We start from the raw sequence: 25,485 nt of genomic DNA, 5'->3' as shown, positions 1-25,485 counted from the left end.
GGGACGCCGACGTGACCACCGCACCGGACGGCAGCCCCGTCGAGGTCTACGCGCTCCTGCCGCCCCTGGGGGAGGCCGAGACCGTGCACGGCGCGCTGCCGCCCGGTGCGGACGTGCTCGACCTCGGGTGCGGCACCGGGCGCGTCGCACGGCGGCTCGTGCGGCTCGGGCACCCCGTGGTCGGGGTGGACGAGTCGGCGGAGATGCTGGCCCACCTGGACGGCGTCGAGGCGGTCCGGGCGCGGATCGAGGACCTGCGGTTGGGGCGGAGGTTCGGCGGCGTCCTGCTCACCGCCCACCTGGTCAACACGCCGTCCGACGGCGAGCGGCACGCGCTGCTCGCCTCGGCGGCCCGCCACCTGCGCGACGACGGCCGCTTGGTCGTGCAGTGGCACACGCCGTCCTGGTTCGAGACCGCGGCCGACGGGCAGGGCGGCACCATCGGCCCGGTGCGCACCTCGTTGCGGGACGTCCGCCGCGACGGCGACCTGCTCAGCGCCACCGTCGACTACCGCATCGACGACCGCACCTGGTCCCACCCGTTCACGGCCCGCCGCTTGGCCGAACCCGACTTGGACGCCGCGCTGCACGCCGCCGGCCTCGTGCGCGACGCCTGGCTCACCCCCGACCGGACCTGGTTCTCGGCCCGACCGGCTCAGTCCTCGAAGTCCTCGTCGTCACGCGCCAGGTAGGTGGCCAGGCGTTCGACGGCAGTCTCGAAGTCCGGGTTGGCGTCGACGAACGCCCGGAGCTTGTCGGCCAGCCACGCGAACGTCACCTCCTCCTCGCCCCGGCGGGACTCCAGTTCCTCGATGCCGCGGTCGGTGAAGTACACGATCTCCTCCAACGAGAACGGCCGAGCCGTCGAAACCCGGGGGTCTCGACGGCTCGGCGCGAACGACCAGGTGTTACTCGAACGCCTTCGCGATCAGCTCGCGCTGCTCGACCTCGTGCACCTTCGACGACCCCGCGGACGGGGCGGCCATCGGACGGCGCGAGACGCGCTTCACGGCGAACCGCTCCGGCAGCAGCTCGGGCAGCGCCAGGCCGAAGAACGGCCACGCACCCTGGTTCGCCGGCTCCTCCTGGACCCAGCGGACCTCGGTGGCGTTCGGGTAGCGCTCCAGCGCCGCCGTCAGCTTGCGCGCGGGCACCGGGTACAGCTGCTCGACGCGCACCACGGCGACGTCCTTGACGCCCCGCTTCTCCTGCTCGGCCAGCAGCTCGTAGTAGATCTTGCCGCTGCACAGCAGGACCTTGCGCACCGCGCTCGGGTCGACGCCGGTCGGGTCGTCGATCACCGACTGGAACTTGTCCTCCACGAACGCCTCGACCGGGCTGACCGCGGTCTTCAGGCGCAGCATCGACTTGGGGGTGAACACCACCAGCGGCCGGTTCACGCCGTCCAGCGCGTGCCGGCGCAGCAGGTGGAAGTAGTTCGCCGGCGTGGACGGCACCGCGATCGTCATCGAGCCCTCCGCGCACAGCTGGAGGAACCGCTCGATGCGGCCGGACGTGTGGTCCGGGCCCTGGCCCTCGTGGCCGTGCGGCAGCAGCAGCACGACGTCGGACACCTGGCCCCACTTCGCCTCACCGGACGAGATGAACTCGTCGATGATCGGCTGCGCGCCGTTGACGAAGTCGCCGAACTGCGCCTCCCACAGCACCAGCGCGTCCGGGTTGGCCACGGAGTAGCCGTACTCGAAGCCCAGCGCCGCGAACTCCGACAGCACCGAGTCGTACACCATGAACTTCCCCTGGCCCTCGGCCAGGTTCTGCAGCGGGGTGTACTCCTCGGACCGCTTGCGGTCCACCAGCGTGGCGTGCCGCTGCACGAACGTGCCGCGCCGCGAGTCCTGGCCCGCCAGGCGGACCGTGCGGCCCTCCAGCACCAGCGACCCGAACGCCAGCAGCTCCGCGAACGCCCAGTCGATGCCGCCCTCGCGGGCCATCTTGGCCCGCCGCTCCAGCACCGGCTTGACCCGTGGGTGCGGGGTGAAGCCCTCGGGCAGGTTCACGTGCGCGTCGGCGATCTTCTCGATGACCGACCGGTCGACGCCGGTGGGCAGCTTGGTCGGGACCTGCTGCTCCTCCTCGATCGACGGCGAGGTCTTGATCGGGTGCTTCTCCAGCTCCCGGACCTCGTTGAACACGTGCTCCAGCTGCGAGGAGAAGTCCTGCAGCGCCTTCTCGGCCTCTTCGACGGAGATGTCGCCGCGGCCGATCAGGGACTCGGTGTAGGTCTTGCGCACCGAGCGCTTGGTGTCGATCACGTCGTACATCGCCGGCTGCGTCATCGAGGGGTCGTCGCCCTCGTTGTGGCCGCGGCGGCGGTAGCAGACCATGTCGATCACGACGTCCTTGTTGAACGCCTGCCGGTAGTCCACCGCCAGCTTCGCGACCCAGTAGCACGCCTCCGGGTCGTCGCCGTTGACGTGGAACACCGGCGCACCGATCATCTTCGCCACGTCGGTCGAGTACTTCGACGAGCGCGAGTGCTCGGGCGCGGTGGTGAAGCCGACCTGGTTGTTGACCACCACGTGCACCGTGCCGCCGGTGCGGTAACCGCGCACCAGCGCCAGGTTCAGCGTCTCCGCGACCACGCCCTGACCCGCGAACGCGGCGTCGCCGTGCATCGCGACGGGCAGCACGGAGAAGCCCTCGCCGCCCTTGTCGAGGATGTCCTGCTTGGCCCGGACGATGCCCTCCAGCACCGGGTCCACGGCCTCCAGGTGCGACGGGTTCGCGGTCAGCGACACCTTGGTCTCGCCGTCGCCGAACATCCGGAAGTACTTGCCCTCGGCGCCCAGGTGGTACTTCACGTCGCCGGAACCGTGCGCCTGGCCCGGGTCGAGGTTGCCCTCGAACTCGCGGAAGATCTGCGAGATCGGCTTGCCGACGATGTTGGCCAGCACGTTCAGCCGGCCGCGGTGCGGCATGCCGATGACGACCTCGTCCAGCTCGTGCTCGGCGGCCTTGTCCAGCACCGCGTCGAGCAGCGGGATGACGGTCTCGCCGCCCTCCAGCGAGAACCGCTTCTGGCCGACGTACTTGGTCTGAAGGAAGGTCTCGAACGCCTCGGCGGCGTTGAGCTTCGACAGGATGTACTTCTGCACGGTGGCCGGCGGCTTCTCGTGCGGCACCTCGACGCGCTCCTGGATCCAGAGGCGCTCCTCCGGGTCGAGGATGTGCATGTACTCGACGCCGACGGTGCGGCAGTACGAGTTGCGCAGCACGCCCAGGATGTCGCGCAGCTTCATCCGCTCCTGGCCCGCGAACCCGCCGACCGGGAACTCCCGGTCGAGGTCCCACAGGGTCAGGCCGTGCGACAGGACGTCGAGGTCGCGGTGGCTGCGCTGGCGGTAGTTCAGCGGGTCCGTGTCGGCCATCAGGTGACCGCGGGTGCGGAACGCGTCGATCAGCTCGATGACGCGGGCGGTCTTGTCGACCGCGCCCTCGGGGATGTCCGCGACCCAGCGGATCGGCTCGTACGGCAGCCGCAACGACGTGAACACGTCGTCGTAGAAGCCGTCCTCGCCCAGCAGCAGCTGGTGGATGCGCTTGAGGAACTCGCCCGACTCCGCGCCCTGGATGATGCGGTGGTCGTAGGTCGACGTGAGCGTGATGATCTTGCTGACGCCCATGTCGGTCAGGGCCTGCTCGCTGGTGCCCTGGAAGTGCGCCGGGTACTCCATCGCGCCGACGCCGATGATCGCGCCCTGGCCGGCGGTGAGGCGCGGCACCGAGTGGTTGGTGCCGATCGTGCCGGGGTTGGTCAGCGAGATCGTGGTGCCGGAGAAGTCCTCGGTGGTCAGCGAGCCCGACCGCGCCTTGCGGATCAGGTCCTCGTAGGCCTGCCAGAACTGCGTGAACGTCATGTTCTCGCAGCCCTTGATCGACGCCACGACCAGCGAGCGGGAGCCGTCCTTGCCGGGCAGGTCGATCGCCAGGCCGAAGTTCACGTGCTCGGGCGTGACCACGAACGGCTTGCCGTCGACTTCGGCGAAGTGCCGGTTCAGGTTCGGGAACGACTTGAGCGCCCGCACCACCGCGTACCCGATCAGGTGGGTGAAGGAGACCTTCCCACCGCGGGTGCGCTTGAGGTGGTTGTTGATCACGATGCGGTTGTCGGCCAGCAGCTTCGCGGGCACGGCGCGCACGCTCGTCGCGGTCGGAACGGTGAGCGAGAGCTCCATGTTCTTCGCGATGGCGGCGGCGGCTCCGCGCAGCTGCTTCTGCTCCTCGCCCCGGGCCGGCTGCACCGGCGCGGCCTTGGCGGCCTGGGCGGGTGCGGGCTTGGTCGTCGGCTTCTGGGTCGGCGCCGGGCTCGCCGCGCTCTTCGGCTGCTGCTGCGGCTGCTGCTTCGGCGCGGGGGCCGGTGCGGCGGCGGGAGCGGACTGGGCCGGAGCGGGCTTCGTGGTGGTCGAGGTGCCGTTCTCCGCGGCCGTCGCCGCCCCGTTGCCCGACCGCTGCGTCGACTTGTAGTCGGCGAAGAAGTCGTGCCAGGCAGGGTCTACCGACGACGGGTCGGCGAGGAACTGCTCGTACATCTCCTCGACCAGCCACTCATTCGGGCCGAACTGAGAAGCAGGAGTGCTGCTGGACACGGCTGGCGCTCGCCTCTATCCATCTCGCTCTTGGTAATGACTCACTCATGGTCAGGCTAGTCCCCCGTCTGGTGCAGTTCACACACAGGAGGGGGCCGGTGCGGAGTGTTCCCTCACAGAATCGGTCAGGTCATCGCTCGGCGTTATCGGTCTTGAGCCTCACTTGAGGTTAAGCCCGTCACACGCCCTGTGGTGCTTCAACTCGGAGTAGTTGTGCGCACGGCGGCCGGTGGCGGGCTGTGAGGCGTTCAGCGGGCTGAAAGACGGCTGGTTCCAGTGTCCTGAGCAGCATGTTCAACCTACCGGTTGACAACCGTCGACCGGGCTTCTAGCGTTGTGTTCAACCGAGCGGTTGAGTAAGGAGACGGTGGTGGACGACCGGTTGTCGCGGGTCTTCTCGGCCCTGGCCGACCCGATCAGGCGCGACATGGTGGCGCGACTGGCGGTGGGCGACGCGACGGTGAACGAGTTGGCCGAGCCGTACTCCGTGACCGTGCAGGCCGTCTCGAAGCACCTCAAGGTGCTGGAGGACGCCGGGCTCGTCAGCCGCGGCAGGCAGGCGCAGCGGCGACCCGTCCACCTGGAAGCGGAGGTGTTCGACCTGATGACGAAGTGGATCGAGCGCTACCGGCAGGAGGCCGAGCGGCGCTACCAGCGCCTGGACGTCGTGCTGGCCGAACTGGCGACCGAAGAGACCGAGCAGACCCGAGCCGAAGGAGAAGCATCATGACCACGACCACGCACCCCGAGACCGCCATCAGCGCGGACCCGGCCGTCCCGGCGATCCACATCACCCGCGAGTTCGACGCGCCGGTGGAGGCCGTGTTCCGCGCGCACGTCGACCCCGAGCTGGTGGTGAAGTGGCTGGGCCCGCGCTCGGTGACCATGCGGGTGGACCGGTGGGAGGCGACGACCGGCGGCGCGTACCGGTACGCGCACACCCGCGGCGACGAGGAGTACCGGTTCTACGGCTCGTTCCACGAGGTGCGGCCGAACGAGCGGATCGTGCAGACGTTCACGTTCGAGGGTTACCCGGACGGGGTGGCGCTGGAGACGCTGACGCTGGAGGACCTGGGCGGCGGCCGGACGAGGCTGCACGTGGTGAGCGTGTTCGAGACGACCGAGGGTCGTGACATGGCGCTGGCGAGCGGCATGTCGACCGGTGTCGTCGAGGGCTACGAGCAGCTCGACGAGATCCTCGCCCGGGACTGACCCCGGTCCCACGCCCCGCAGTCCCCCGGTGGCTGCGGGGCGGACCCCTGCGCCGGTCGGCCCGGCCGGCCCCCCGGTCAGGCGTCCGGTCGGTCGCCGCGGCCGAACCACCGCGCGGCGGCCTCGCGCAGCCCGTCCCGGTCCGGGTGCTCGTCGTCCGACGCCCAGGCGACGTAGGAGTCCGGGCGGAGCAGGAGCGCCGTGACCGCGGTGTCCGCCTTCGCGCGGACGACCTCGACGCCCTCCACGTCCAGGTGACCGTCCGCGGTGAGGTCGACCAGCAGCGGCCGGGCGCGGCGGACCAGCTCGGCCAGGCGGACCTCCCCGTCCGCCGTGCGCAGGTCGAGGTCGGGCGCGAACCGGCCCACCAGCGGGTGTGCGCCGTCCCCGACCGGGTAGCGGACGTCGGTGCCGGAGATCAGGTCGGCCAGGACTCGCACGACGTCCGGCTGGGTGAGCAGCTCGCCGAACAGCGCGCGCAGCCCGGTGACGTCCTCGCCGGGGGACAGCAGCGCGGCCTGGGCCTGGGCGTAGGTGACGGCCCGCTCGGCCGCCGGACGGCGCTCGGCCTCGTAGGTGTCCAGGACGTCCTGGCCGCCGCGGACTGCCGCCGCCAGCTTCCACCCCAGGTTGACCGCGTCCTGCATGCCCAGGTTGAGCCCCGTGCCGCCGGCGGCGAACACGTGCGCGGCGTCACCGACCAGGAAGACCCGGCCGTCCCGGTACCGCTCCGCGACCCGCGTGTTGCCGCCGTTCAGCCTGCGCAGCACGTGCGGGCCGGCGCCGTGCGGCGGGTCGAGGGGGACGTCGACGCCCAGCACCCGGCGCACGCTGGCGCGCATCTCGTCGAGCGTCATGGGTTCGTCGGTGGCGGGCTCGTCCCACTCGGCCGTGGCGATGAGCGCCGGGCGGTCCGGCAGCGGCGCGTAGGTGAAGCCGCCGTGGTCGGTGCGGATGGGCAGGAACGGCAGGATCCGGCCGTGACCGGGCACGTCCAGCGCGCCGCTCACCGGGTCGATCCACTCGGCGGGCACGGTCACGTGCGCGGCGCGGTGGGTGGACCGGTCGTAGGTGACGCCGGGGAAGCCGATGCCCGCCGCCTTGCGGACCGGGCTGTGCGCGCTGTCCGCGCCGACCAGGTAGCGGGTGCGCAGCTCGTAGGGACCCTCGGGGCCCTCGGCGGTGACCGTGACGCCGTCGTCGTCCTGGGTGAACCCGGTGAACGAGTGACCTCGGCGCACGTCGACGCCGAGTTCGCGGGCGCGCTCCTCCAGCACCCGGACGGTCTGCACCTCCGGCACCGGCAGGGCGTACACGGGGCTGTCGGCCAGCAGGCTCAGGTTCAGCGGCATCGCGGCGAACATGAAGTAGGCGTTGTTGGGGGTCGGCGGGCCGGGTCGGCCGCCGAGCCGCTCGAACAGGCCGCGGCGGTCGACCACGCGGACCACCTGGCCGACGAGGCCGTTCGACCTGGGCTCCGCGCTGGGCTCGGTGAGGCGTTCCAGGACGACCGGCCGTACGCCGCCCAGGGCGAGCTCGCACGCGAGCACCAGGCCGTTCGGTCCACCGCCGACGATGACGACGTCCATGGTCGTGACTCCTCTGCTCTCGGGTGTTCGGGGCATGGCCGAACAGCCGGTGGGACCGGCGTGTCCGGGATGCGGGGTGTGGGGACGGCGCGGTCCCGGGTACCGGTCACGGCTGGTGCCGGCCCGGGGGAGGGCGTGCGCGAGCGCCGGGTGTGCGTGTGGGTGCAGGTGTGTCGGCGGGTGTTGGCGTGGTCAGCGCGGGTCGGGCAGGTCGCGGATCTGGTCGAAGACGTCGCGGATCAGCCGGGGCAGCGACCCCGTCGGGTTGCGCGCCCACCGGGCCATCGCCGTGCCGAGCCCGGTGCTGATCACCGCGGCCACCACCTGCGGGTACAGGTCGCCGGTGGCGGTCCCGGTGCGGTCTGCGACGGCGGCGGTCAGCTCGTCCTGCGCCGCGGAGTGGGCGCGGAACACCTCGTACTGGACCGCCGGCTGGGCGAGCACATCCTGCAAGCCCTCGGCGTAGTTGGCCGGGACGGCGTGGTCGGCCGGCACGTCGAACTGCGCGAGGACGGCCTCGACCAGCGCGTCCCAGAGCGGTTCGTCGGCCGGGCGCTCCCGCAGCGCCTCGGCGGTGCGCCGACCGCGTTCCACGTGCGTGGCGACGATCGCCTCCGCCTTGCCCGCGAAGTAGTTGCGGAAGGTGCGCTCGGAGACGTTCGCCGCGGCCGCGATGTCCTCCACCGAGACCGCGTCCCACCCGCGCTCCAGGCAGAGCGCGATGGCGGCCTGGCTCAGCGCGAACCGGGTCTCCCGCTTCTTGCGCTCGCGCAGCCCGCCCTCGCCCGTCGCCATGCCACTACCGTAGCCAAAACTTTCCGGCTCGGCAAACTTTCCAAGCCGGAAAGTTTCGGGGTGTGGTCAGTGGGTCGGGGTGAGGTCCGGCGCGTCCTGGTCCGAGCCGTGGAACCAGAGGTCGGCGTAGGTGCCGTTGGCCGCCAGCAGCTCCTCGTGCGTGCCCTGCTCCACGATCCGGCCCTCGGCCAGCACCACGATCCGGTCCGCCCTCGCGGCCGTCGCGAGGCGGTGGGCCACCACGAACGTCGTCCTCGCGCCGGCCAGGTGGTCGCTCGCCTCCAGCACCGCCGACTCGGTCGCCGGGTCCAGGGCGGCGGTGGCCTCGTCCAGCAGCAGCAGGGCGGGCCGGACCAGCTCGGCGCGGGCCAGGGCGACCAGCTGCCGCTGACCCGCGGACAGGCCTTGGCCGCGCTCACCGACCTGCTGGTGGAACGCCGACGGCAGGGACGCGACCACCGGCACGGCCCCCACCGCGCGCACGGCCGCCTCGATCTCGGCCCGCGTGGCGTCCGGCTTGCCGTAGGCGACGTTCTCCGCGATGTCGCCGCCGAACAGGTGCGCCTCCTGCGGCACGATGCCCAGCCGCTGGCGCAGCGCCGACAGGTCGTAGTCGCGGACGTCGACGCCGTCGATCAGCACCTCGCCGCCGGTGGCGTCGTAGAACCTCGCCACCAGCTTGACCAGCGTCGACTTGCCCGCACCGGTGGCGCCGACGAGCGCCACCGTCTCGCCGGGCGACACGTGCAGCGAGATGCCCTCCACCGCCGGGCGGCTGGTGCCCTGGTAGGCGAACGTCACGTCGCGCAGCTCCACCTCGCCGCGCAGCGCCGTCACCGGCACCGGGTCGGCGGCGGGCGGCACGGTGGTGGGCGTGCGCAGCAGCTCACCGATCCGGCTCAGCCCCACCCTGGCCTGCTGGTAGCCGTCGAACACGCCGGACAGCTGGTACAGCGGCGAGAAGAACAGGCCCAGGTACAGCACGAACGCCAGCAGCACGCCGGGGGACAGGGTGCCGTCCGCCACCCGGTACGCGCCGACCACCAGCACGCCCGCCTGCGCCACGCCCGACAGCAGCGACAGGAACGGGAAGTACGTGGCGATGTACCGCTGGGCCCGGATGCGGGACCGCCGGTAGGCGTCGCTGCGCGCGGCGAACGCCTCCGCCGAGCGCGCCTCCCGCGTGTACGCCTGCGACACGCGCAGGCCCGAGACGTTCTCCTGGAGGTCGGCGTTGACCGCGCTGACGCGTTCCCGCGCCTCCGCGTACGCCGCCGACGACAGGCGCTGGAAGATCACCGTCGCCACCAGCAGGACCGGCAGCACGGCCAGCGCCACCAGCGACAGCCCCGGGTCGGTGGCCACCAGCGCCACCGCGATGCCGACCACGGTCAGCACGCTGATCGCGAACGTGGTCAGCCCCGTCTGGAGGAAGCTGGACAGCGCGTCCACGTCCGTGGTCATCCGGGTCATGATCCGCCCGGCCATCTCGCGCTCGTAGTAGTCCAGCCCGAGCCGTTGCAGGTGGGCGTAGCTGCGCACGCGCAGCAGGTACAGCAGGCGCTCACCGACCCGCGACGTCACCACGGTGCCCGCCGCCGACGACGCCCACCCCAGCAGCACCAGCGCGAGGCTGATCGCCGCCGCCACCCACAACCAGCCCACCTGACCGCCGACCACGCCCCGGTCGACGCCCAGCCGCACCAGGTTCGGCGACGCCACCGCCAGCGCCGTGTCGACCAGCAGCAGCCCGGCCACCCCGAGCATCGCCCAGCGGACCGGGCGCAGCAGGGTGCGCAACCGGAACCCCGGGTCCGGCGCGCGCGGGTCCTCGCCGTTCAGCTCCGGCACGTCCCGCGCCGGCGGCAGTGCGTGCACCCGCGCCATCAGCTCCGGCGTGGGCGGGGTGCCGCCCACCAGCGCCGACCCGCCGCCGCTGCCTCCGCCTCCGCGCGGCCCCTCCGACGCGCCGACGGCCCGGTTCGCCGCGCGCACGGCCAGCTCGTCCTCGGTGGACTCCGGCCACAGCTCGGGCGTGGTGCCGTCCGGCCCCGGTTCGAGCCGGGCGTCCGCCCGCGGGTCGACCTGCTCGATCGCCTCACCGGGACCTGCGAGCAGCTCGCGGTACAGCTTGCAGCGCTCCTGGAGCTCGGCGTGCGTGCCGACGTCGACCACCCGGCCCGCGTCCAGCACGGCGATCCGGTCGGCCAGCGCCAACGACGACCGCCGGTGCGCGATCAGCAACGTGGTCCGCTCCGCCGTCACCGCGGCCAGCGTGCGGTGGATCGCGGCCTCCGTCGCGTTGTCCACCGCCGACGTCGCGTCGTCCAGCACCAGCACCCTCGGGTCCGACAGCAGCGCGCGCGCCAGGGCGACCCGCTGGCGCTGGCCGCCGGACAGCGTCAGCCCGCGCTCACCGACCACGGTGTCGTAGCCGTTCGGCAGCGCCTCGATGAACCCGTGCGCCTCGGCCGCCCGCGCCGCCGCGCGCACCTGCTCGTCGGACGCGTCCGGCAGGCCGTAGGCGATGTTCGCGCGCACGGTGTCGGAGAACAGGAACGCCTCCTCGAACACCGTGCCCACGGTCCGCCGCAACGACGACAGCCGCAGCTCGCGCACGTCCACCCCGCCGACGGACACCGAGCCCTCGTGCACGTCGTAGAACCGGGGCAGCAGCAGCGACACCGTCGACTTGCCCGAGCCGGCCGTGCCCACGACCGCCAGCGTCTCGCCCGGCTCGACCCGCAGCGACACCCCGGACAGCACCGGCTCGCTGCGCGTGTAGCCGAACGCCACGTCCCGCAGCTCCACCGCCACCGGACCGGCGGGCACCTCGCGGTCGCCGTCCACCACGTCCGGCTGCGAGTCGATCAGCTCGTACACCCGCTCCACGCCCGCGCGGGCCAGCTGGGCCGTCACCATCAGGCTCGCCAGCAGCCGGGTCGGGCCGACCAGCGTGGACACGTAGGTGGCGAACGCCAGGAACGTGCCCAGCGTCACCTCGCCGCGCAGCGCCATCCACCCGCCGAGCGCCAGCACCGCGACCTGGCCCAGGTACGGCAGCGCGCCCAGGGTGGCCGCCGGGCGCGCGGTCAGCCGGGCCGCGCGCATCCGCTCGGCGAACAGCAGCCTGGCCCGCTCCTCCAGCCGGGCGACCTCGCGCGCTTCCTGGCCGAAGCCCTTCACCACGCGGACGCCGGTGACCGTCTCCTCCACGTGCTGCGCCACGTCCGCCGCGCGCTGCTGCGCCGACCAGGTGGCCGGGAACAGCGTCAACCGGCTGCGCGCCGCGACCACCCCGACCGCGGGCACGATCACCAGGGCGATCACGGTGAGCAGCGGCGACAGCCAGAACATCGCCACCAGCGACGCCAGCGCGAACACGACCGTGCCGAACGCCAGCGGCGTCATCGACAGCAGGCTGTTGACCAGCTGGAGGTCGGTGATCGAGCGGGACACCACCTGGCCGGTGCGCAGCGCGTCCTGCTTCGGCCCGTCCAGCCGCTGCACCGCGCCGAACACGGCCTGGCGCAGGTCGTGCTGCACGTCGACGGCCAGCTGACCGCCGAGGAACCGGCGCACGAACGCGGTGCCGAACGTCAGCAGCTCCAGGCCCACCAGGACGACCGCCAGCCACGCCAACCGGTCCGTGCGGCCGGCGATGGCGTCGTCCACCGCGACCTTGATGAACAGCGGGCCGACGGCCTGCAACCCCACGCCCACCACGGCGGCCAGCACCGACCACACCACGAGCGCTCGGTGACGCCAGCACGCGGTGGCGAGCCTGCGGATCCAGCCGTCGGAAACAGTCACGACGTCCAACATAGGTCGGGCCACCGACAGTTTCGCGGCTCCGGGTGTGACGAAGGCCGCCCCGACTTCGGGACGGCCTTCGACCGGACGAGCGCGATCACCCGATCACGTGATGTCCTTGCGCTGCGTGGCGGCCCAGCCGCCGAGGAAGAACAACCCGGCCCACACCAGGAAGATCAGGCCGCTCAACCACCAGTCGAACGCGCCCAGCGCGCCGCTGATCGCCCGCAGCCCCTCGACCAGGTCGTCGGGCACCACGCCGGCGTTCGCCAGGAACAGCGACGACGCCACCGAGCCGGTCAGCCCGTTGACCGCGCCGTTGGGCAGGAAGCCGATGATCTCGGGCAGGCCCTGCGAGGCGAGCACCAGCTGGATGCCGTTCTCCACGAGCAGCATGTACAGCAGCAGCACGACGGTGGTGCCCACGACGCTGGTCATCAGCGCGCCGACGCCGACGCCGAACATGGTCATCAGGATCGACGACAGGATGCCCACGCCGGCCAGCGCGAGCCACCCGCCCGCGTCGGGCAGCGAGCTGGAGTCGGACGTGATCGCGATGCCGATGCTCACCGACGCCACGATCACGATGCCGAAGATCGCGCCCCACACGACGTAGACGATCATCTTCGCGGCCAGCGCGGAGACCCTGGTCGGCGCGGTGAGGAACGTCGTGGTGATCGTCTTGCGGTTGATCTCGTTCGCGATCGCCAGGCCGCCGAAGATCATCGGGAAGATCGTGGCCACGTTGATGCTGCGGGCCATCCCGAACACCGCCATCTGCCACTGCGACGGGTCGACCCCTAGCAGCGTCGCCAGCTGCTCGGCGTCGCTGCTGCCCATGAAGTCCGAGACGGACTTGAAGATGGCCCCGGTGCCCAGCGCCCAGCCGAACGCGATCACCGCGGTCGGGATCATCAGGCCCCACCACAGGCCCGTGGTGGTGGTCTTGCGGAACTCCGACTTGATCAGGTTGCCCATCACGCACCGCCCCCGAGGCCGCCCTGACCCTGCTGCTGACCGTACGGGTTGTCCGGCGGCGGCTGAGGTGATCCGGGTGGCGGTGGTTGGTAGCCCTGCGGGGGCTGCTGGTATTGCTGGTACTCGTCCTGCGGCTGCTGCTGCGGCTGCGGCGGCTGCGGCGGCTGCGGGTAGTCGCCGGGCTGCTGCTGGTACGGCTGCTGCGGTTGCTGCTGGAACGGCTGCGCGGGCGTCTGGTAGCCCGGCTGCTGCTGGTAGCCCTGCTGGTAGCCCGGCTGCTGATAGCCCGGCTGCTCGTACCCGGGCTGCTGGTAACCCGGCTGCTGGTAACCGGGTTGGTAACCGGGCGGCGGGTAGCCCTGGGGCTGACCCGGCTGCTGGTAGCCGACCGGCTGGGCGTACTGGCTCTGCCCCGGCGCCGCGTACTGGCCGCTGGTGAGCTGGAAGAACAGCCGCTCCAGGTCGGCCTTCTCCTCCTGCATGCCGTAGATCGACACGCCCGCCTTCAACGCGGTGTCCGCGACCTGCTTGGCCTCGACGCCGCTGACCGCGATGCGGCCGTCCGGCAGCTGCTCGATCCCCGTGATGCCGTCCTCGCGCAGCGCCGTCACCAGCGCACCGGTGTCGGATGGCTGCACGAGCACTCGCGCCTGCTGCCGGTTGCGCAGGTGCTCCAGCGGCCCGGAGTAGACGGTCTGGCCCCGGCTGATGATGACCACCTGGTCCACGGTCTGCTCGACCTCGGCCAGCAGGTGGCTGGAGATCAGCACGGTCCGCCCGCTGCGCGCGTAGGACTGCAGGAACGACCGCAGCCACGCGATGCCCTCGGGGTCCAGCCCGTTGGCCGGCTCGTCCAGCACCAGGATCTGCGGGTCCCCGAGCAGCGCGGTGGCCAGGGCCAACCGCTGCTTCATGCCCAGCGAGAACCCGCCCGCCTTGCGGTCGCCCGCCGCGCCCAGGCCGACGAGCTGGAGCACCTGGTCGGCGCGCGAGTCCGGCACGCCCATCGCGGCGGCGTAGACCAGGAGGTGGTTGCGCGCGCTGCGCTTGGGGTGGAAGCCCTGCGCCTCCAGCACCGCGCCGACGACCCGCGCCGGGTTGCCGAGCTGGTGGAACGGCCTGCCGTTGATCAACCCGATGCCCGCGGTCGGTGTCACCAGGCCGAGCAGCATGCGCAGCGTCGTGGTCTTGCCCGCCCCGTTGGGTCCGAGGAAGCCGGTCACGGACCCGGGTTCCACTGTGAAGCTGAGATTCTGCACCGCTGCGACCGGACCGAACTGCTTGGTCAAGTTCTGCACCACGATGCGGCCTGTGCCGTCGTGCACGCGTCCCTCCCGAGTACTCCTACCGGGCGTCATCCTGCCCTAGGAGGGTCACTCGGGGAGGGCATGTCGTGGTTTCGATGCGACCCTCGGTATCTCCGCCGTCGTCTCGACGTCGGTCGAACGGCGCAGCGTGCGCAGCGGGCGTCGGCGTTCGCGGTGCGGCACGCCGTCCCCGATGAGGTGCTGGTGGGCCATCGTCCACACCTGGCAGGGCCACTTCTTGTGCCGGACGATGCCGGGGCACGCGCCGCAGCGGCCGTCCGGATCGGGTTGGTGCACGGTCAACAGCAGTCGCCAACCGTCGGCCAGGCGGTGGATCTCCGACCGCGCGAGCGGCACGAGCGCGTCGGCCTCACCGCGCTCGGCCACCTCGTCCATGAGCGCCAGTCGGCGGAGCACGGCGGCGCGCAGTGCCTCGTCCACGAGGGTCACATCCTGTCCGCGACTTGGTCGAGCAGGCGGTGCAGCCTGCGGGTTTGCGTGACGGACATCACAGCGGACTCACCGGGTGGCGCGACCAGCAGAACTCGGTCGTCCTCGACGAGAACGGTCATCGACCGGTCCCGCCCGAAGGGGTCGTGGCAGTCGATCCAACCCTCGGGTGCAGCCATCCTCGCTCCGATCGGGGGTGGCGCGGCGAGACGCCGCGCGAGCGGACGACCCCGCTCCGTAGCTGCGGGGTTACCGTCCTGTGCATCGGTCGCCAGGCCGTCGTGACTTACCCGTTACCCCAGGATTTCACTCGTTAGGTGAAGCACTCACGCAGCGTGTCGCCACCGCCGGGCGAAAAGTCGACCCGGATCGGTGGGGGTGGCTGGGCACGGTGGCGTGTTCCCCGCTAACATTGGTGGCGCGGCCCGCTCCCAGTGACCCCCAGGCTGGTTGAGCGGGCCGTCTTAACGCCGAAGGGCCCCGCTCACTGCTCGTGAGCGGGGCCCTTCGTGGTGTCCGGCCTTCGTGGCCGGTGGTCTCAGAGGTCGAGCGGCGTGTGGGTCATCCCGTGCGCCTCCGCGACCGGCAGGTTGGTCAGCGCGCCCTCGTGCGCGTTCAGGCCCAGCGCCAGCGACCCGTCCGACCGCAGCGCGGTCTCCCAGCCCTTGTCGGCCAGCGCGACGGCGTAGGGCAGGGTCACGTTGGTCAGGGCGTAGGTCGAGGTGCGCGGCACCGCGCCGGGCATGTTCGCCACGCAGTAGAAGACCGAGTCGTGCACCTGGTAGGTCGGGTCGTCGTGCTTGGTCGGCCGCGAGTCCGCGAAGCAGCCGCCCTGGTCGATCGCGATGTCGACCAGCACCGAGCCGGGCTTCATCCGGGACACCAGCTCGTTGCTCACCAGCTTCGGGGCCTTCGCGCCGGGCACCAGCACCGCGCCGATGACCAGGTCGGCCTCCACGACGGCCTGGTCGACGGAGAACCGGGTGGACGTCACGGTGCGCAGGCGGCCCTGGTAGAGGGCGTCGATGTGGCGCAGGCGGTCCACGTTCGTGTCGAGGATCTGCACGTCCGCGCCCATGCCGACGGCGATGCCCGCCGCGTTCAGGCCCGCCACGCCGCCGCCGATGACGACCACGCGCGCCGGGTGCACACCGGGCACGCCGCCGGGCAGGACGCCGCGCCCGCCGGAGGGCTTCATCAGCGCGAACGCGCCCACCTGGGGCGCCAGGCGGCCCGCGACCTCGGACATCGGGGCCAGCAGCGGCAGCGCGCCGTTCGCGGTCTGCACGGTCTCGTAGGCGATGGCGGTGGTGCCCGAGTCCAGCAGCGCCTGGGTCAGCGGCCGGTCGGCGGCCAGGTGCAGGTAGGTGAACAGGACCTGGCCCTTGCGCAGCCGCGGGTACTCCTCGGCCACGGGCTCCTTGACCTTGAGCACCAGGTCGCCCTCGGCCCACACCTCGTCCGCCGTGGCCAGCACCTTCGCGCCGGCGGCGGCGTACTCGTCGTCGGTGATGGCCGAACCGAGGCCCGCGCCGGTCTCGACCAGCACGTCATGGCCGCGCTCGGTCAGCTCGTGCGCACCCGCCGGAGTCAGCGCGACGCGGTACTCGTGGTTCTTGATCTCGCGTGGGACGGCGATGCGCACGGTGGGCTCCTTTGACCGGTGTTACACCCAAGGTCCGGTAAGCGGTGATCGGTGTCATCGTGCTGAGCACACCAAGGGGCCAGGGTGTGGTTGTGCGGATCGGACAAACAGCCGGTCGCGTTGACACCCGTCCGGGTGGCACCTAGCGTGCGGACCACCAACTGAACATCGGCCGCGGCGCAGCATGAGCGCCGGAACCCGCGCGGGAGAGACCTCGGTGAACGTGTGCCGGGGCGCCGAAGGAGCAAGTACCCCGCACACTCTCAGGCAGCGAGAACCGCTCGGGTGAGGCGACTCTGGAAAGCGCGCCGCCATGCGCGCACCCACGGTGCAAGCCGGGTCGGATCGACGGTCAGCCGTCGCGTCCGGTCGGGCGAAGCTCTCAGGTCCCAGGACAGAGTGGGGCTGGAGACCTCGCCTCAGGGAGCGCTGCCGTGACCTTTCCGGACAACCTGCTGTACACGCCCGAGCACGAGTGGGTGGACTGGGTACCGGGTACCCAGGACCCCGTGGCCGTGGGCATCACCTCCTACGCGGCCAGGTCGCTGGGCGACATCGTGTTCGTGGAGCTGCCGGCGCTCGGCACCGTCGTCACGTCCGGCGAGGTGTGCGGCGAGCTGGAGTCGACCAAGTCCGTCAGCGACCTGTACGCGCCGGTCAGCGGCGAGGTCGTGGCGGTGAACGACCGGGCCGTGAGCGACCCGTCGTTGATCAACGACGACCCGTACGGCGAGGGCTGGCTGTTCAAGGTGGCGGTGACCGACGCGACCGGGTTGCTGACCGCCGCCAGGTACGCGGAACTGACCGGGGACTGACGTCATGGCGATCAGCGTGTTCGACCTGTTCTCCGTGGGGATCGGACCGTCCAGTTCGCACACCGTGGGCCCGATGCGCGCGGCGGTGATGTTCGCCGACCGGTTGGGCCCCTCGCTGCCGTCCGTCGACCGGGTGCACGTGGAGCTGTTCGGGTCGCTCGGCGCGACCGGGCACGGGCACGGCAGCCCGAAGGCGGTCCTGCTCGGCCTGGAGGGCCACCGGCCCGAGGAGGTCGACCCGGTGGAGGCCGACCGGCGGGTGGCGGAGATCCGCGCCACCGGGCGGCTGCGGCTGGGCGGCGTGCGCGAGATCGCGTTCACCGAGGACACCGACCTGGTGATGCACCGGCGCAAGTCGTTGCCGTTGCACCCCAACGGGATGAGCTTCACCGCCCGCTCGGGTGACGCCGTGGTCGACTCGGCGGTGTACTACTCGGTCGGCGGCGGGTTCGTGGTGGACGAGAACGCCACCGGCACCGACCGGATCAAGGCCGACGAGACGCCGGTCGCGCACCCGTTCCGCACCGGTGACGAGCTGCTGGCGCGGTGCCGGGAGACCGGGCTGTCGATCAGCGAGGTCATGCTGGCCAACGAGCTGTCGTGGCGGGACGAGGCGGAGGTGCGGGCGGGCCTGCTGCACATCTGGGCCGTCATGCAGGAGTGCGTCGAGCGCGGCTGCACGGAGTCCGGTGTGCTGCCGGGCGGGTTGAAGGTCCGGCGGCGTGCGGCGGAGATGCGCCGCACGATGGCCGCCGAGCACTACGCCACGGACCCGTTGCGGGTGATGGACTGGGTGACGCTGTTCGCGCTGGCGGTGAACGAGGAGAACGCCGCGGGTGGTCGCGTGGTGACCGCGCCGACCAACGGGGCGGCCGGCATCGTGCCCGCGGTGCTGCACTACTACACCCGGTTCGTGCCGGGCGCGTCCGACGACGGCGTGGTGCGGTTCCTGCTCACGGCCGGTGCGGTCGGCGTGCTGTTCAAGGAGAACGCGTCGATCTCGGGCGCCGAGGTGGGCTGCCAGGGCGAGGTGGGCTCGGCGTGCTCGATGGCGGCGGGAGGGCTGGCCGAGGTGCTGGGCGGCACACCCGAGCAGGTCGAGAACGCGGCCGAGATCGCCATGGAGCACAACCTCGGGCTGACCTGCGACCCGATCGGCGGACTGGTGCAGATCCCGTGCATCGAGCGCAACGCGCTGGCGTCGATCAAGGCCATCACCGCGGCGCGGATGGCGTTGCGCGGCGACGGTTCGCACTTCGTGTCGCTGGACAAGGTCATCAAGACCATGCGCGAGACCGGCAAGGACATGAAGGTGAAGTACAAGGAAACCGCCCGCGGCGGGCTCGCGGTGAACGTCATCGAGTGCTGACCCGGACGCGGGAGGTGGTCGCTGTGTGCCGCCTCCCGCGTCCCGGTCGGCGGTGGTGCTACGGGAGCACGGACTCGATCGCCTTCACGATCGACTCGTCCTCCGGCTCGGTGCGCGGGCGGAAGCGGGCGATCACCTCGCCCGACGGGGCCACCAGGAACTTCTCGAAGTTCCACTGGACGTCGCCGGCCGCGCCATCGGCGTCCGCGAACGCCGTCAGCTCCTCGTACAGCGGGTGCCGGGACGGACCATTCACGTCGATCTTCTCGAACAGCGGGAACGTGACACCGTACGTGGTGGAGCAGAAGGTCGCGATCTCCTCCGCCGTGCCCGGCTCCTGCCCGGCGAACTGGTTGCACGGGAACCCGACCACGGAGAACCCTCGGTCCGCGTACCGCTCGTGCAGCCGCTCCAAGCCCTGGTACTGCGGGGTCAGCCCGCACTTCGAGGCGACGTTCACCACCAGCAACGCCTTGCCCGCCACCGCGCCCAGGCTGGACGGCTCACCGGACAGCGTGCGCAGCGGGATGTCGTGGATGCTCATGGCTGCGAGGCTACGTGCCGCTCCACCGGCGCCCGCGCCGCCGCTACCTCCGCGAGCGACCGGCCCGGCCAGCCCCAGCACGGCGATGGGCCGGCCGGACCACGTCGTCCGACGACGCGGTCGGGTGCTCAGCCGCGCCGCAAGCCCGCCAGACCGCCGAGGACGAGCACGAATCCCGGTGGCAGCACGATCGTCGCCATCGCCATCGTCAGCGTGGTCGCGGGCACGAGGCTCAGCGGGGCGAACACGCCGGTCAGGCACAGCGTCACCACGTACGCCGCCACGATCGTGGTGAACGTGGTGCTGCGCTCCAGCGCCGCCAGCACCACCAGGCCGAGGCCGATGGCGATGAACTGCCCGAACGCGCTGTGCGCGAGTTGCAGCAGCGCGGTCCCGACCACGGCCGCCACCAGCGTCAGCGGCAGGGGCGCGCGCACCCGCCACAGCACGGTCGCCACCGCCAGCACGATCAGGCCCGCGCCGGTGCCGGACTCCGGGGTCACCACGCCGATCGACGTCATCGGCAGCAGCCGGAGCAGACCCATCGCGACCAGCGGCGCGCTCAGGCCGATCGCCACCGCGCCGAGGTAGCCCATGGTCGACGTGTCGATGCCCACCCGCGCGCCGCGCCCGCGGTACCACCGGACCGTCGCCGCCGCCCCCACCACGAGCACGACCAGCCAGTACAGGCCCAGCAGCAACGGGTGCCGGACCTCCGGGTGCGCGCCGAGCACGGACAGCGGGTTGTACTCCACCTGCCGCACGACCAGGCGCGGCGCGGGCGAGGACGGCGCGTACAGCGGCACCGACAGGAACGACGCGATCCCGAAGAACAGCAGCGGGAACGCGTAGGCGTGCCGGTCCGACCGCGCCCGACGCCGCGCCTCCGCCAGGTCCCCCGGTAAGTGGGCCATGCGACCCAGTGTGCGGCGCGAACCCGACCCGTCAACCGCAAAACCCGCCCGTCGACCGGAAAACCGGAAGCTCAGCCCCGGGGCCGGAAGATGGTCACCACCACCCGCAGCCCCAGCAGGACGCTGATGACCAGCAGGTTGTAGCCGAGCACCTGGAACAGCGTGAGGCCCGGACCCACCTCCGGTCCTCCTTCGGCCCCCAGCAGCAGCACCGCCATCACGCCCGCCGTCGCACCCAGCACGGTCAGCATCACCTGGTGCAGCAGCGAGACGATGAACTGCCGGTCCCGGTCGTCCGCGAACAGCCGCACGCCCACCCCCAGCCGCCCCTGCTCCAACGCGCTGGAGATCCGGTCCGCCCGCCGGGGCAGGCGGCGCAGCATGGGCAGCATCGAGTGCAGCTCCTCGGTGACCGTGCGCCGCAGCGACTCCGGCGTGAGGTGCGCGCTGAACTGCTGGTCCGCGAACGCCCGCGACTCGGCCACGATGTTGAACCCCGGCGACAGCGCGCTCAGCGTCCCCTCCACCGTCGCCAGCGCCCGGAACACCGCGGCGATCTCCGGCGGGATGCTCAGCCCGTACTGGTAGACCACCTTGAACAGGTCGCCGAACATCCCCACGTCCGGCCGCATCCCGGTGCTCAGGTGCCGCGCCATGAACTGCCCGAGCGCGCGCTCCAGCTGCTGCTCGTCGATCTCGTCCGGCCTGGTCACCAGCTCCAGCAGCGCGTCCCGCAGGCTCGCCGGGTCACCGCGGTCGACGGCGAGCAGCAGCTTGCCCAGCGCGGACCGGAGCTGCGCGTCGATGCGGCCGACCGAGCCGAAGTCCAGCATGCCGAGCCTGCCGTCGTGCAGCAGCATGATGTTGCCGGGGTGCGGGTCGGCGTGGAAGACGCCGTTGACCATCACCTGGCGCAGCAGGGCGTCCAGCAGGGCCCGGGCCAGCGCGTCGCGGTCCACCGACTCCAGCGCCGCCGACCGCACGGGCACGCCCTCCAGCCGCTGCATCACCAGCACGCGCGCCGTGCAGAGGTCGGCGTGCACGGCGGGCAGCACCACGTCGGTGTCCGCGGACGCCGCGCGCACGGCCGCCAGGTTGCGCGCCTCGACCCGGAAGTCCAGCTCCTCGCGCAACGCGGCGGAGAACCCGGCGGCCAGGTCGCGCACGCCGATCGCCTTGCCCCACCGCGTCCTGTGGTGCAACGTCGACGCGAGCCGGTTCACGATGTCCAGGTCGCCCTCGGCCACCCGGCGCACGCCCGGCCGCTGGACCTTCACCACCACGTCCTCGCCGGACTTCAGCCGGGCCCGGTGCACCTGCGCCACGGACGCGGCGGCGATCGGCCGCTCGTCGAACTCGGCGAACACCTCCTCCGGCGGCTGCCCCAGCTCGGCCACCAGCACCTCCCGCACCGCGGGCCACGGCGCGGCGGGCACCATGTCCTGCAACGAGGTCAGCTCGTCCACCACGTCCGGCGGCATGAGGTCCGGCCGGGTGGACAGCACCTGGCCGAGCTTGACGAAGGTGATCCCGCCCTCCTCCAGCGCCAGCCGCAACGACCGCGCGAGCCGGGTGTCGGTGCGCTCCCGGCCGCGCAGGTACGGGCCCAGGCCGTGCCGGAACGCGATCGCGGTGATCCGGGAGTACCGGCGGGCGCGGGTGACCCGGCCGCGCAGCGCGCGCCACCACTCGGTGGGCGGCGGGATCGACCCGGTCGGCACGACGATCTCGGCGAACGTGAGCAGCGCGATCATCAGCAGCAGCGAGATGCCGATCTGCACGGTGGCCAGCGACGGCGCGGTGTCCGGGCCGGGCATGGCGCTCAGCGCGGCCTTGGACATCGACAGGCCGAGCAGGCACGCGACCGCGGTGCGCAGCAGCCCGACGCGCATCCCGAGGATGCGCCGGGCGGCCAGCGCCATGCCCAGCACCAACGACACGAACGTCAGCGGGATGCCGACCGTGTACAGCACGAAATCACCCATACGTCTTCCCCCAAGCGTTCGCGCGGAGGATAGAGGGGGCTGCCTGAGACGGTGCGTGCTGTTTCGAGAGATCCGATCACTCGGATGGCCCAGGCCGCGTCTCATCGCGGGCTGGTGTGCGCAGAGCCCTGTGACGGCCTCATTTCATGAATGTGAAGAAAGTTGACGGTCGGGTCCCGGAGTCCCTACGGTCGCCTGAGAGGTCCGAGGACCTCGGCAGAACCCCGGGAGGGGCCACGACTTCGGCGGCGGTGTCGCGGGCCCCTCCACGGGTGCGCCGCGACCCCGTGCTGCGTCAGAGGTCGAACACCGGGCCCGTCTCCGCGAGCATCACGCACTGGTTGGGGAACTCCGCCTCGAACTCCCGGGTCTCACCGCGCCACCTGCCGGAGGCCTTGACCCGGATCGGGGCGTACTCGAGCGTGCACAGGGCCTCGCCGGTCGCCAGGCCGGCGATCTCGCCGTCCACATCGGACAGCGCGAGGCAGGCCTGCTCGGCCCTGGGGTGCAGGCCGCCGGTCGGCTCGCACGTCAGCGGGGCGATCTGGAACGCCTCCCCCCGCTGCACGCTGAGCACGTAGCTCGACTCGGGTGAGACGAAGGGCGGGATCATCGCGGCCAACGCCGCGATCAACGGAAGTGCTGGCATGGTCCCAGCCTGACCGCCCGGCACCGCCGTCTCCAGGGAACTCACCGGATCGTGTGGTCCCCGTCGGGAGGTCGACGACCAGGGCCGCGCCGGGGTGGTCGACCGGGCCGGCGCGGCGGCGGAGACCGGTGACGACGAGGTTCCGCAGGTCGGGATTGTGATCTGGGTCACTGTCGAGGTGGGCTCCTCGGGCCGGCGGGCCAGGGTGGGCGGATGGCTTCCGAGGTGCGCAGGGTGGCGCTCGCCAGTTCCGCGGGCAACGCGGTGGAGTTGTACGACTTCCTGCTCTACGGCACCGCGTCGGCGCTGGTGTTCGACAAGCTGTTCTTCCCGTCGTTCGACCCGCGGATCGGCACGCTGCTGGCCTTCGCCACGTTCGGCGCGGGGTTCCTGGCCCGACCGCTGGGCGGGGTGGTGATCGGCCACTTCGGTGACCGCGTCGGCCGCCGGTCGATGCTGGTGCTGACGTTGACCGCGACCGGCCTGTGCACGGCGGCGATCGGGCTGCTGCCGACCTACGGCTCCGCCGGGCTGGCCGCGCCGCTGCTGCTCGTGCTGCTGCGGGTGGTGCAGGGGTTCTTCCTGGGCGGCGAGCAGGGCGGCGCGACGCTGATGGCGGTCGAGCACGCGCCGCCGGGGCGCACCGGGTGGTACGGCAGCTGGACGTTCCTCGGCTCGCCGGTCGGGCTGCTGCTGGCCAACGGCGTGATGGCGGCGTCGACCGCGGTGTCCGGCGACGCGTTCCTCTCCTGGGGCTGGCGGGTGCCGTTCCTGTTCAGCCTGGTCCTGGTGGGCGTCGGCCTCTACGTGCGGCTGTCGGTCGAGGAGAGCCCGGTGTTCCGCGAGGTGCGGGAGGCGTCGGGCGCGGTGCGGCTGCCGGTGGCCGTGGTGCTGCGGCAGTCGTGGCGGAAGGTGTTGCTGGGCGCCGGGGTGAACCTCGGGTTCAACATGTTCATCTTCGTGGTGGCGACCTTCGTCGTGTCGTACGGGACCAGGCAGCTGGGGATGGCCCGGGGCACGCTGCTGAACGCGGGGCTGATCGGGGCGTTCGCCCAGGCGGTGGCGATCCTGGTGTTCGCGCGGCTGTCGGACCGGGTCGGCCGGTTGCCGGTGATGCTCGGCGGTGCGGTGTTCCTCGGCGTGTTCGCGTTCCCGCTGTTCTGGCTGCTGGAGACGCGGTCGCCGGGGCTGGTGGTGCTCGCGCTGGTGGTGGCGTTCGGCGGGTCGGCGGCGGTGTTCGGCCCGATGCCCGCCTACTACGCCGAGCTGTTCGGCACCCGCGTGCGGTACAGCGGGGTGTCGTTGAGCTACCAGCTCGGCGCCGTGCTGGGCGGCGGGCTCTCGCCGGTGGTGGCGACGTGGCTGCTGGGCCTCACGCCGACGCACGACTCGTGGCCGATCTCGCTCTACCTGATCGTGGGCGCGGTGGTCAGCGCCCTGTCCATCCTGGCGATCGGTGAGACCCTCCGCCGCACCGCCGACGCGCCGGTCGACGAGCGGCCCGCGGTGGGGTGAGCGGTCGCCGCGGCGGTGCTCAGCCGGGCAGCCGGTAGGCGCCGGCGGCGATGTCCGCGTAGAGGGTCGGGCCCGTCGGCGTCCAGCCGAGCAGGTCGCGGGTGTGGGCCGCCGACGCGGTGATGTCCATGCCGATGAAGCGCGCCATCCAGCCGAAGTGGGCCTCGGCGTCCTCCGGCGCGACCGAGGCGGTGTGCAGGCCGAGGTGATCACCGATGGCGGCGGCGATGTCGCGGGTCGGCAGGCCCTCCTCGGCCACCGCGTGCACCCGTGAGCCCGCCGGCGCCTTCTCCAGCGCGAGCCGGACCAGCCGCGCGGCGTCCGAGCGGTGGACGGCCGGCCAGCGGTTGGCGCCGTCACCGACGTAACCGGCCGCGCCGCGCTCCTTCGCCGTCGCGGTCAGCACCGCGACGAAGCCGGGGTCGCTCATGCCGTGCACGGACGCGGCGAAGCGCAGCGCCACCGACCGGACCCCGTGCTCGGCGTACTCCAGGGCGAGGTTCTCGCCACCGCCGCGCATCGAGTCGGGGCCGTGGTGCGGTGACACGTCCTGCTCGGTCACCGGCCGCCCGGTGACGTGGGACGCGAGGCCGGAGGCGATCAGGAACGGCCGGTCGCTGCCGCGCAGCGCGTCGAGCACGCGGCGGACGGCGGCGTGCTCGGTGCGCCCGGCGGCGGCGTAGTCGGAGAAGTCGTGCTTGAAGGCCAGGTGGACGACGCCGTCGGCGGACGCGGCGGCCGAGGCCAGGCCGTCGGGGTCGTCGAGGTCGCCCCGGTGGGCGGTGGCGCCCTTGGCGGTGAGGGCCTCGGCCGACTCGGCGGAGCGGGCGAGGCCGACGACCTCGTACCCGTGGGCGAGCAGTTCGTCGGTGACGGCCGAGCCGATCCAGCCGGAGGCACCGGTGACGAAGACGCGCATGGGGGGACTTCCTCCACTAGTTCATGTCAGTGACTGACATCGACCGTACCAGGCGATGTCAGAGGCTGTCATCACTAGACTCGGGCGCATGAGTCGCTGGGAGCCCGACGCCCGCGGGCGGATGGTCCGCGCCGCGACGGAGCTCTTCGCCGAGCGGGGCTTCGAGCAGACGACCGCGGGCGACATCGCCGAACGCGCCGGCGTGACCGAGCGGACCTTCTTCCGGCACTTCGCGGACAAGCGGGAAGTCCTGTTCGACGGGTCGAAGGCCCTGGAGCGGGTGGCGTGCGACGCGATCCTGGCCGCACCACCCGACTCCGCACCGCTCGACGCGGCGCTGGCCGGGGTGGTGGCGGCGGCCGGCCTGCTGGAGGACCGC

Annotated in this window: 22 protein-coding genes and 1 riboswitch; of the genes, 7 read left to right on the top strand and 15 right to left on the bottom strand. The window is 72.1% G+C overall.

The features are described from left to right. Nucleotides 1-11 precede the first annotated feature (11 nt). Nucleotides 12-692, top strand: coding sequence for a class I SAM-dependent methyltransferase (locus tag AB0G02_RS03790; protein WP_360788855.1), 681 nt, complete (start codon nt 12-14; stop codon nt 690-692). On the opposite strand, the gene AB0G02_RS03785 is transcribed toward AB0G02_RS03790, so the two are convergent. Together AB0G02_RS03785 and AB0G02_RS03780 are read right to left on the bottom strand one after the other, a co-directional pair. After that, a complete protein-coding gene (locus AB0G02_RS03785) occupies nt 656-835 on the bottom strand; it encodes a DUF6104 family protein (protein ID WP_360788852.1) in 180 nt (59 codons plus the stop codon). The genes AB0G02_RS03790 and AB0G02_RS03785 overlap by 37 nt on opposite strands. Before the next feature lie 73 nt (nt 836-908). Further along, entirely contained in the window at nt 909-4,607 is a 3,699-nt protein-coding gene (locus tag AB0G02_RS03780) for a multifunctional oxoglutarate decarboxylase/oxoglutarate dehydrogenase thiamine pyrophosphate-binding subunit/dihydrolipoyllysine-residue succinyltransferase subunit (protein WP_360788849.1), read from the bottom strand. A 367-nt stretch (nt 4,608-4,974) separates the two neighbouring features. On the opposite strand from AB0G02_RS03780, the gene AB0G02_RS03775 reads away from it, so the two are divergent. Then, nucleotides 4,975-5,337, top strand: a complete 363-nt coding sequence (locus tag AB0G02_RS03775; RefSeq protein ID WP_360788897.1) for a metalloregulator ArsR/SmtB family transcription factor — start codon at nt 4,975-4,977, stop codon at nt 5,335-5,337. Beyond that, nucleotides 5,334-5,819 (top strand): SRPBCC family protein, encoded by a 486-nt coding sequence (locus tag AB0G02_RS03770; RefSeq protein ID WP_360788846.1) that lies wholly within the window; start codon nt 5,334-5,336, stop codon nt 5,817-5,819. The genes AB0G02_RS03775 and AB0G02_RS03770 overlap by 4 nt, the downstream gene beginning before the upstream one ends. Before the next feature lie 77 nt (nt 5,820-5,896). On the opposite strand, the gene AB0G02_RS03765 is transcribed toward AB0G02_RS03770, so the two are convergent. The 8 genes from AB0G02_RS03765 to ald form a co-directional block, all read right to left on the bottom strand. Beyond that, nucleotides 5,897-7,408: an FAD-dependent monooxygenase gene (locus AB0G02_RS03765; protein ID WP_360788843.1), complete on the bottom strand. Its 1,512-nt coding sequence runs from the start codon at nt 7,406-7,408 to the stop codon at nt 5,897-5,899. Nucleotides 7,409-7,600: 192 nt separating this feature from the next. Then, nucleotides 7,601-8,203, bottom strand: coding sequence for a TetR family transcriptional regulator (locus tag AB0G02_RS03760; protein ID WP_360788841.1), 603 nt, complete (start codon nt 8,201-8,203; stop codon nt 7,601-7,603). Nucleotides 8,204-8,269: 66 nt separating this feature from the next. Then, nucleotides 8,270-12,028 carry an ABC transporter ATP-binding protein gene (locus tag AB0G02_RS03755; RefSeq protein ID WP_360788839.1) on the bottom strand — a complete coding sequence of 1,253 codons (3,759 nt, stop codon included), beginning with the start codon at nt 12,026-12,028 and terminating at the stop codon, nt 8,270-8,272. 93 nt (nt 12,029-12,121) lie between these two features. Continuing rightward, nucleotides 12,122-12,994, bottom strand: coding sequence for an ABC transporter permease subunit (locus AB0G02_RS03750; protein ID WP_360788836.1), 873 nt, complete (start codon nt 12,992-12,994; stop codon nt 12,122-12,124). Then, a complete protein-coding gene (locus AB0G02_RS03745; RefSeq protein WP_360788833.1) occupies nt 12,994-14,319 on the bottom strand; it encodes an ABC transporter ATP-binding protein in 1,326 nt (441 codons plus the stop codon). Before AB0G02_RS03745 ends, AB0G02_RS03750 begins: the two co-directional genes overlap by 1 nt. Before the next feature lie 48 nt (nt 14,320-14,367). After that, nucleotides 14,368-14,742, bottom strand: coding sequence for a hypothetical protein (locus AB0G02_RS03740; protein WP_360788830.1), 375 nt, complete (start codon nt 14,740-14,742; stop codon nt 14,368-14,370). 5 nt (nt 14,743-14,747) lie between these two features. Then, complete coding sequence (locus AB0G02_RS03735) at nt 14,748-14,930, bottom strand: hypothetical protein (protein WP_360788828.1); 183 nt, start codon at nt 14,928-14,930, stop codon at nt 14,748-14,750. Nucleotides 14,931-15,289: 359 nt separating this feature from the next. Beyond that, complete coding sequence (gene ald / locus AB0G02_RS03730; RefSeq protein ID WP_360788825.1) at nt 15,290-16,396, bottom strand: alanine dehydrogenase; 1,107 nt, start codon at nt 16,394-16,396, stop codon at nt 15,290-15,292. A 193-nt stretch (nt 16,397-16,589) separates the two neighbouring features. After that, a riboswitch (glycine riboswitch) is annotated at nt 16,590-16,686 on the top strand. 144 nt (nt 16,687-16,830) lie between these two features. Here ald and gcvH point away from each other — a divergent pair. Together gcvH and AB0G02_RS03720 are read left to right on the top strand one after the other, a co-directional pair. After that, nucleotides 16,831-17,211, top strand: a complete 381-nt coding sequence (gene gcvH / locus AB0G02_RS03725) for a glycine cleavage system protein GcvH (protein ID WP_360788821.1) — start codon at nt 16,831-16,833, stop codon at nt 17,209-17,211. A gap of 4 nt (nt 17,212-17,215) precedes the next feature. After that, complete coding sequence (locus AB0G02_RS03720; RefSeq protein WP_360788819.1) at nt 17,216-18,580, top strand: L-serine ammonia-lyase; 1,365 nt, start codon at nt 17,216-17,218, stop codon at nt 18,578-18,580. Nucleotides 18,581-18,638: 58 nt separating this feature from the next. On the opposite strand, the gene AB0G02_RS03715 is transcribed toward AB0G02_RS03720, so the two are convergent. From AB0G02_RS03715 to AB0G02_RS03700, 4 genes are all read right to left on the bottom strand, one after another. Further along, complete coding sequence (locus tag AB0G02_RS03715) at nt 18,639-19,124, bottom strand: glutathione peroxidase (protein WP_360788816.1); 486 nt, start codon at nt 19,122-19,124, stop codon at nt 18,639-18,641. A gap of 128 nt (nt 19,125-19,252) precedes the next feature. After that, nucleotides 19,253-20,038 carry a hypothetical protein gene (locus AB0G02_RS03710; RefSeq protein ID WP_360788813.1) on the bottom strand — a complete coding sequence of 262 codons (786 nt, stop codon included), beginning with the start codon at nt 20,036-20,038 and terminating at the stop codon, nt 19,253-19,255. 71 nt (nt 20,039-20,109) lie between these two features. Continuing rightward, nucleotides 20,110-22,023 carry an AarF/UbiB family protein gene (locus tag AB0G02_RS03705; protein WP_360788810.1) on the bottom strand — a complete coding sequence of 638 codons (1,914 nt, stop codon included), beginning with the start codon at nt 22,021-22,023 and terminating at the stop codon, nt 20,110-20,112. A 295-nt stretch (nt 22,024-22,318) separates the two neighbouring features. Beyond that, entirely contained in the window at nt 22,319-22,672 is a 354-nt protein-coding gene (locus AB0G02_RS03700; RefSeq protein WP_360788807.1) for an SSI family serine proteinase inhibitor, read from the bottom strand. A 213-nt stretch (nt 22,673-22,885) separates the two neighbouring features. Here AB0G02_RS03700 and AB0G02_RS03695 point away from each other — a divergent pair, with 213 nt between their 5' ends. Further along, nucleotides 22,886-24,187 (top strand): MFS transporter, encoded by a 1,302-nt coding sequence (locus AB0G02_RS03695; RefSeq protein WP_360788804.1) that lies wholly within the window; start codon nt 22,886-22,888, stop codon nt 24,185-24,187. Nucleotides 24,188-24,206: 19 nt separating this feature from the next. Here AB0G02_RS03695 and AB0G02_RS03690 read toward each other — a convergent pair whose 3' ends face one another. Then, complete coding sequence (locus tag AB0G02_RS03690; RefSeq protein WP_360788801.1) at nt 24,207-25,106, bottom strand: SDR family oxidoreductase; 900 nt, start codon at nt 25,104-25,106, stop codon at nt 24,207-24,209. Nucleotides 25,107-25,194: 88 nt separating this feature from the next. On the opposite strand from AB0G02_RS03690, the gene AB0G02_RS03685 reads away from it, so the two are divergent. After that, a partial coding sequence (locus AB0G02_RS03685; RefSeq protein WP_360788798.1) for a TetR family transcriptional regulator occupies nt 25,195-25,485 on the top strand: 291 nt, incomplete at its 3' end.

Source organism: Actinosynnema sp. NPDC023658 (assembly GCF_040639995.1).
In the GTDB taxonomy this organism is placed as follows: Bacteria; Actinomycetota; Actinomycetes; order Mycobacteriales; family Pseudonocardiaceae; genus Actinosynnema.
The sequence above is the reverse complement of the archived record's forward strand: the minus strand, read 5'-3'. Positions and strand labels throughout refer to the sequence as shown.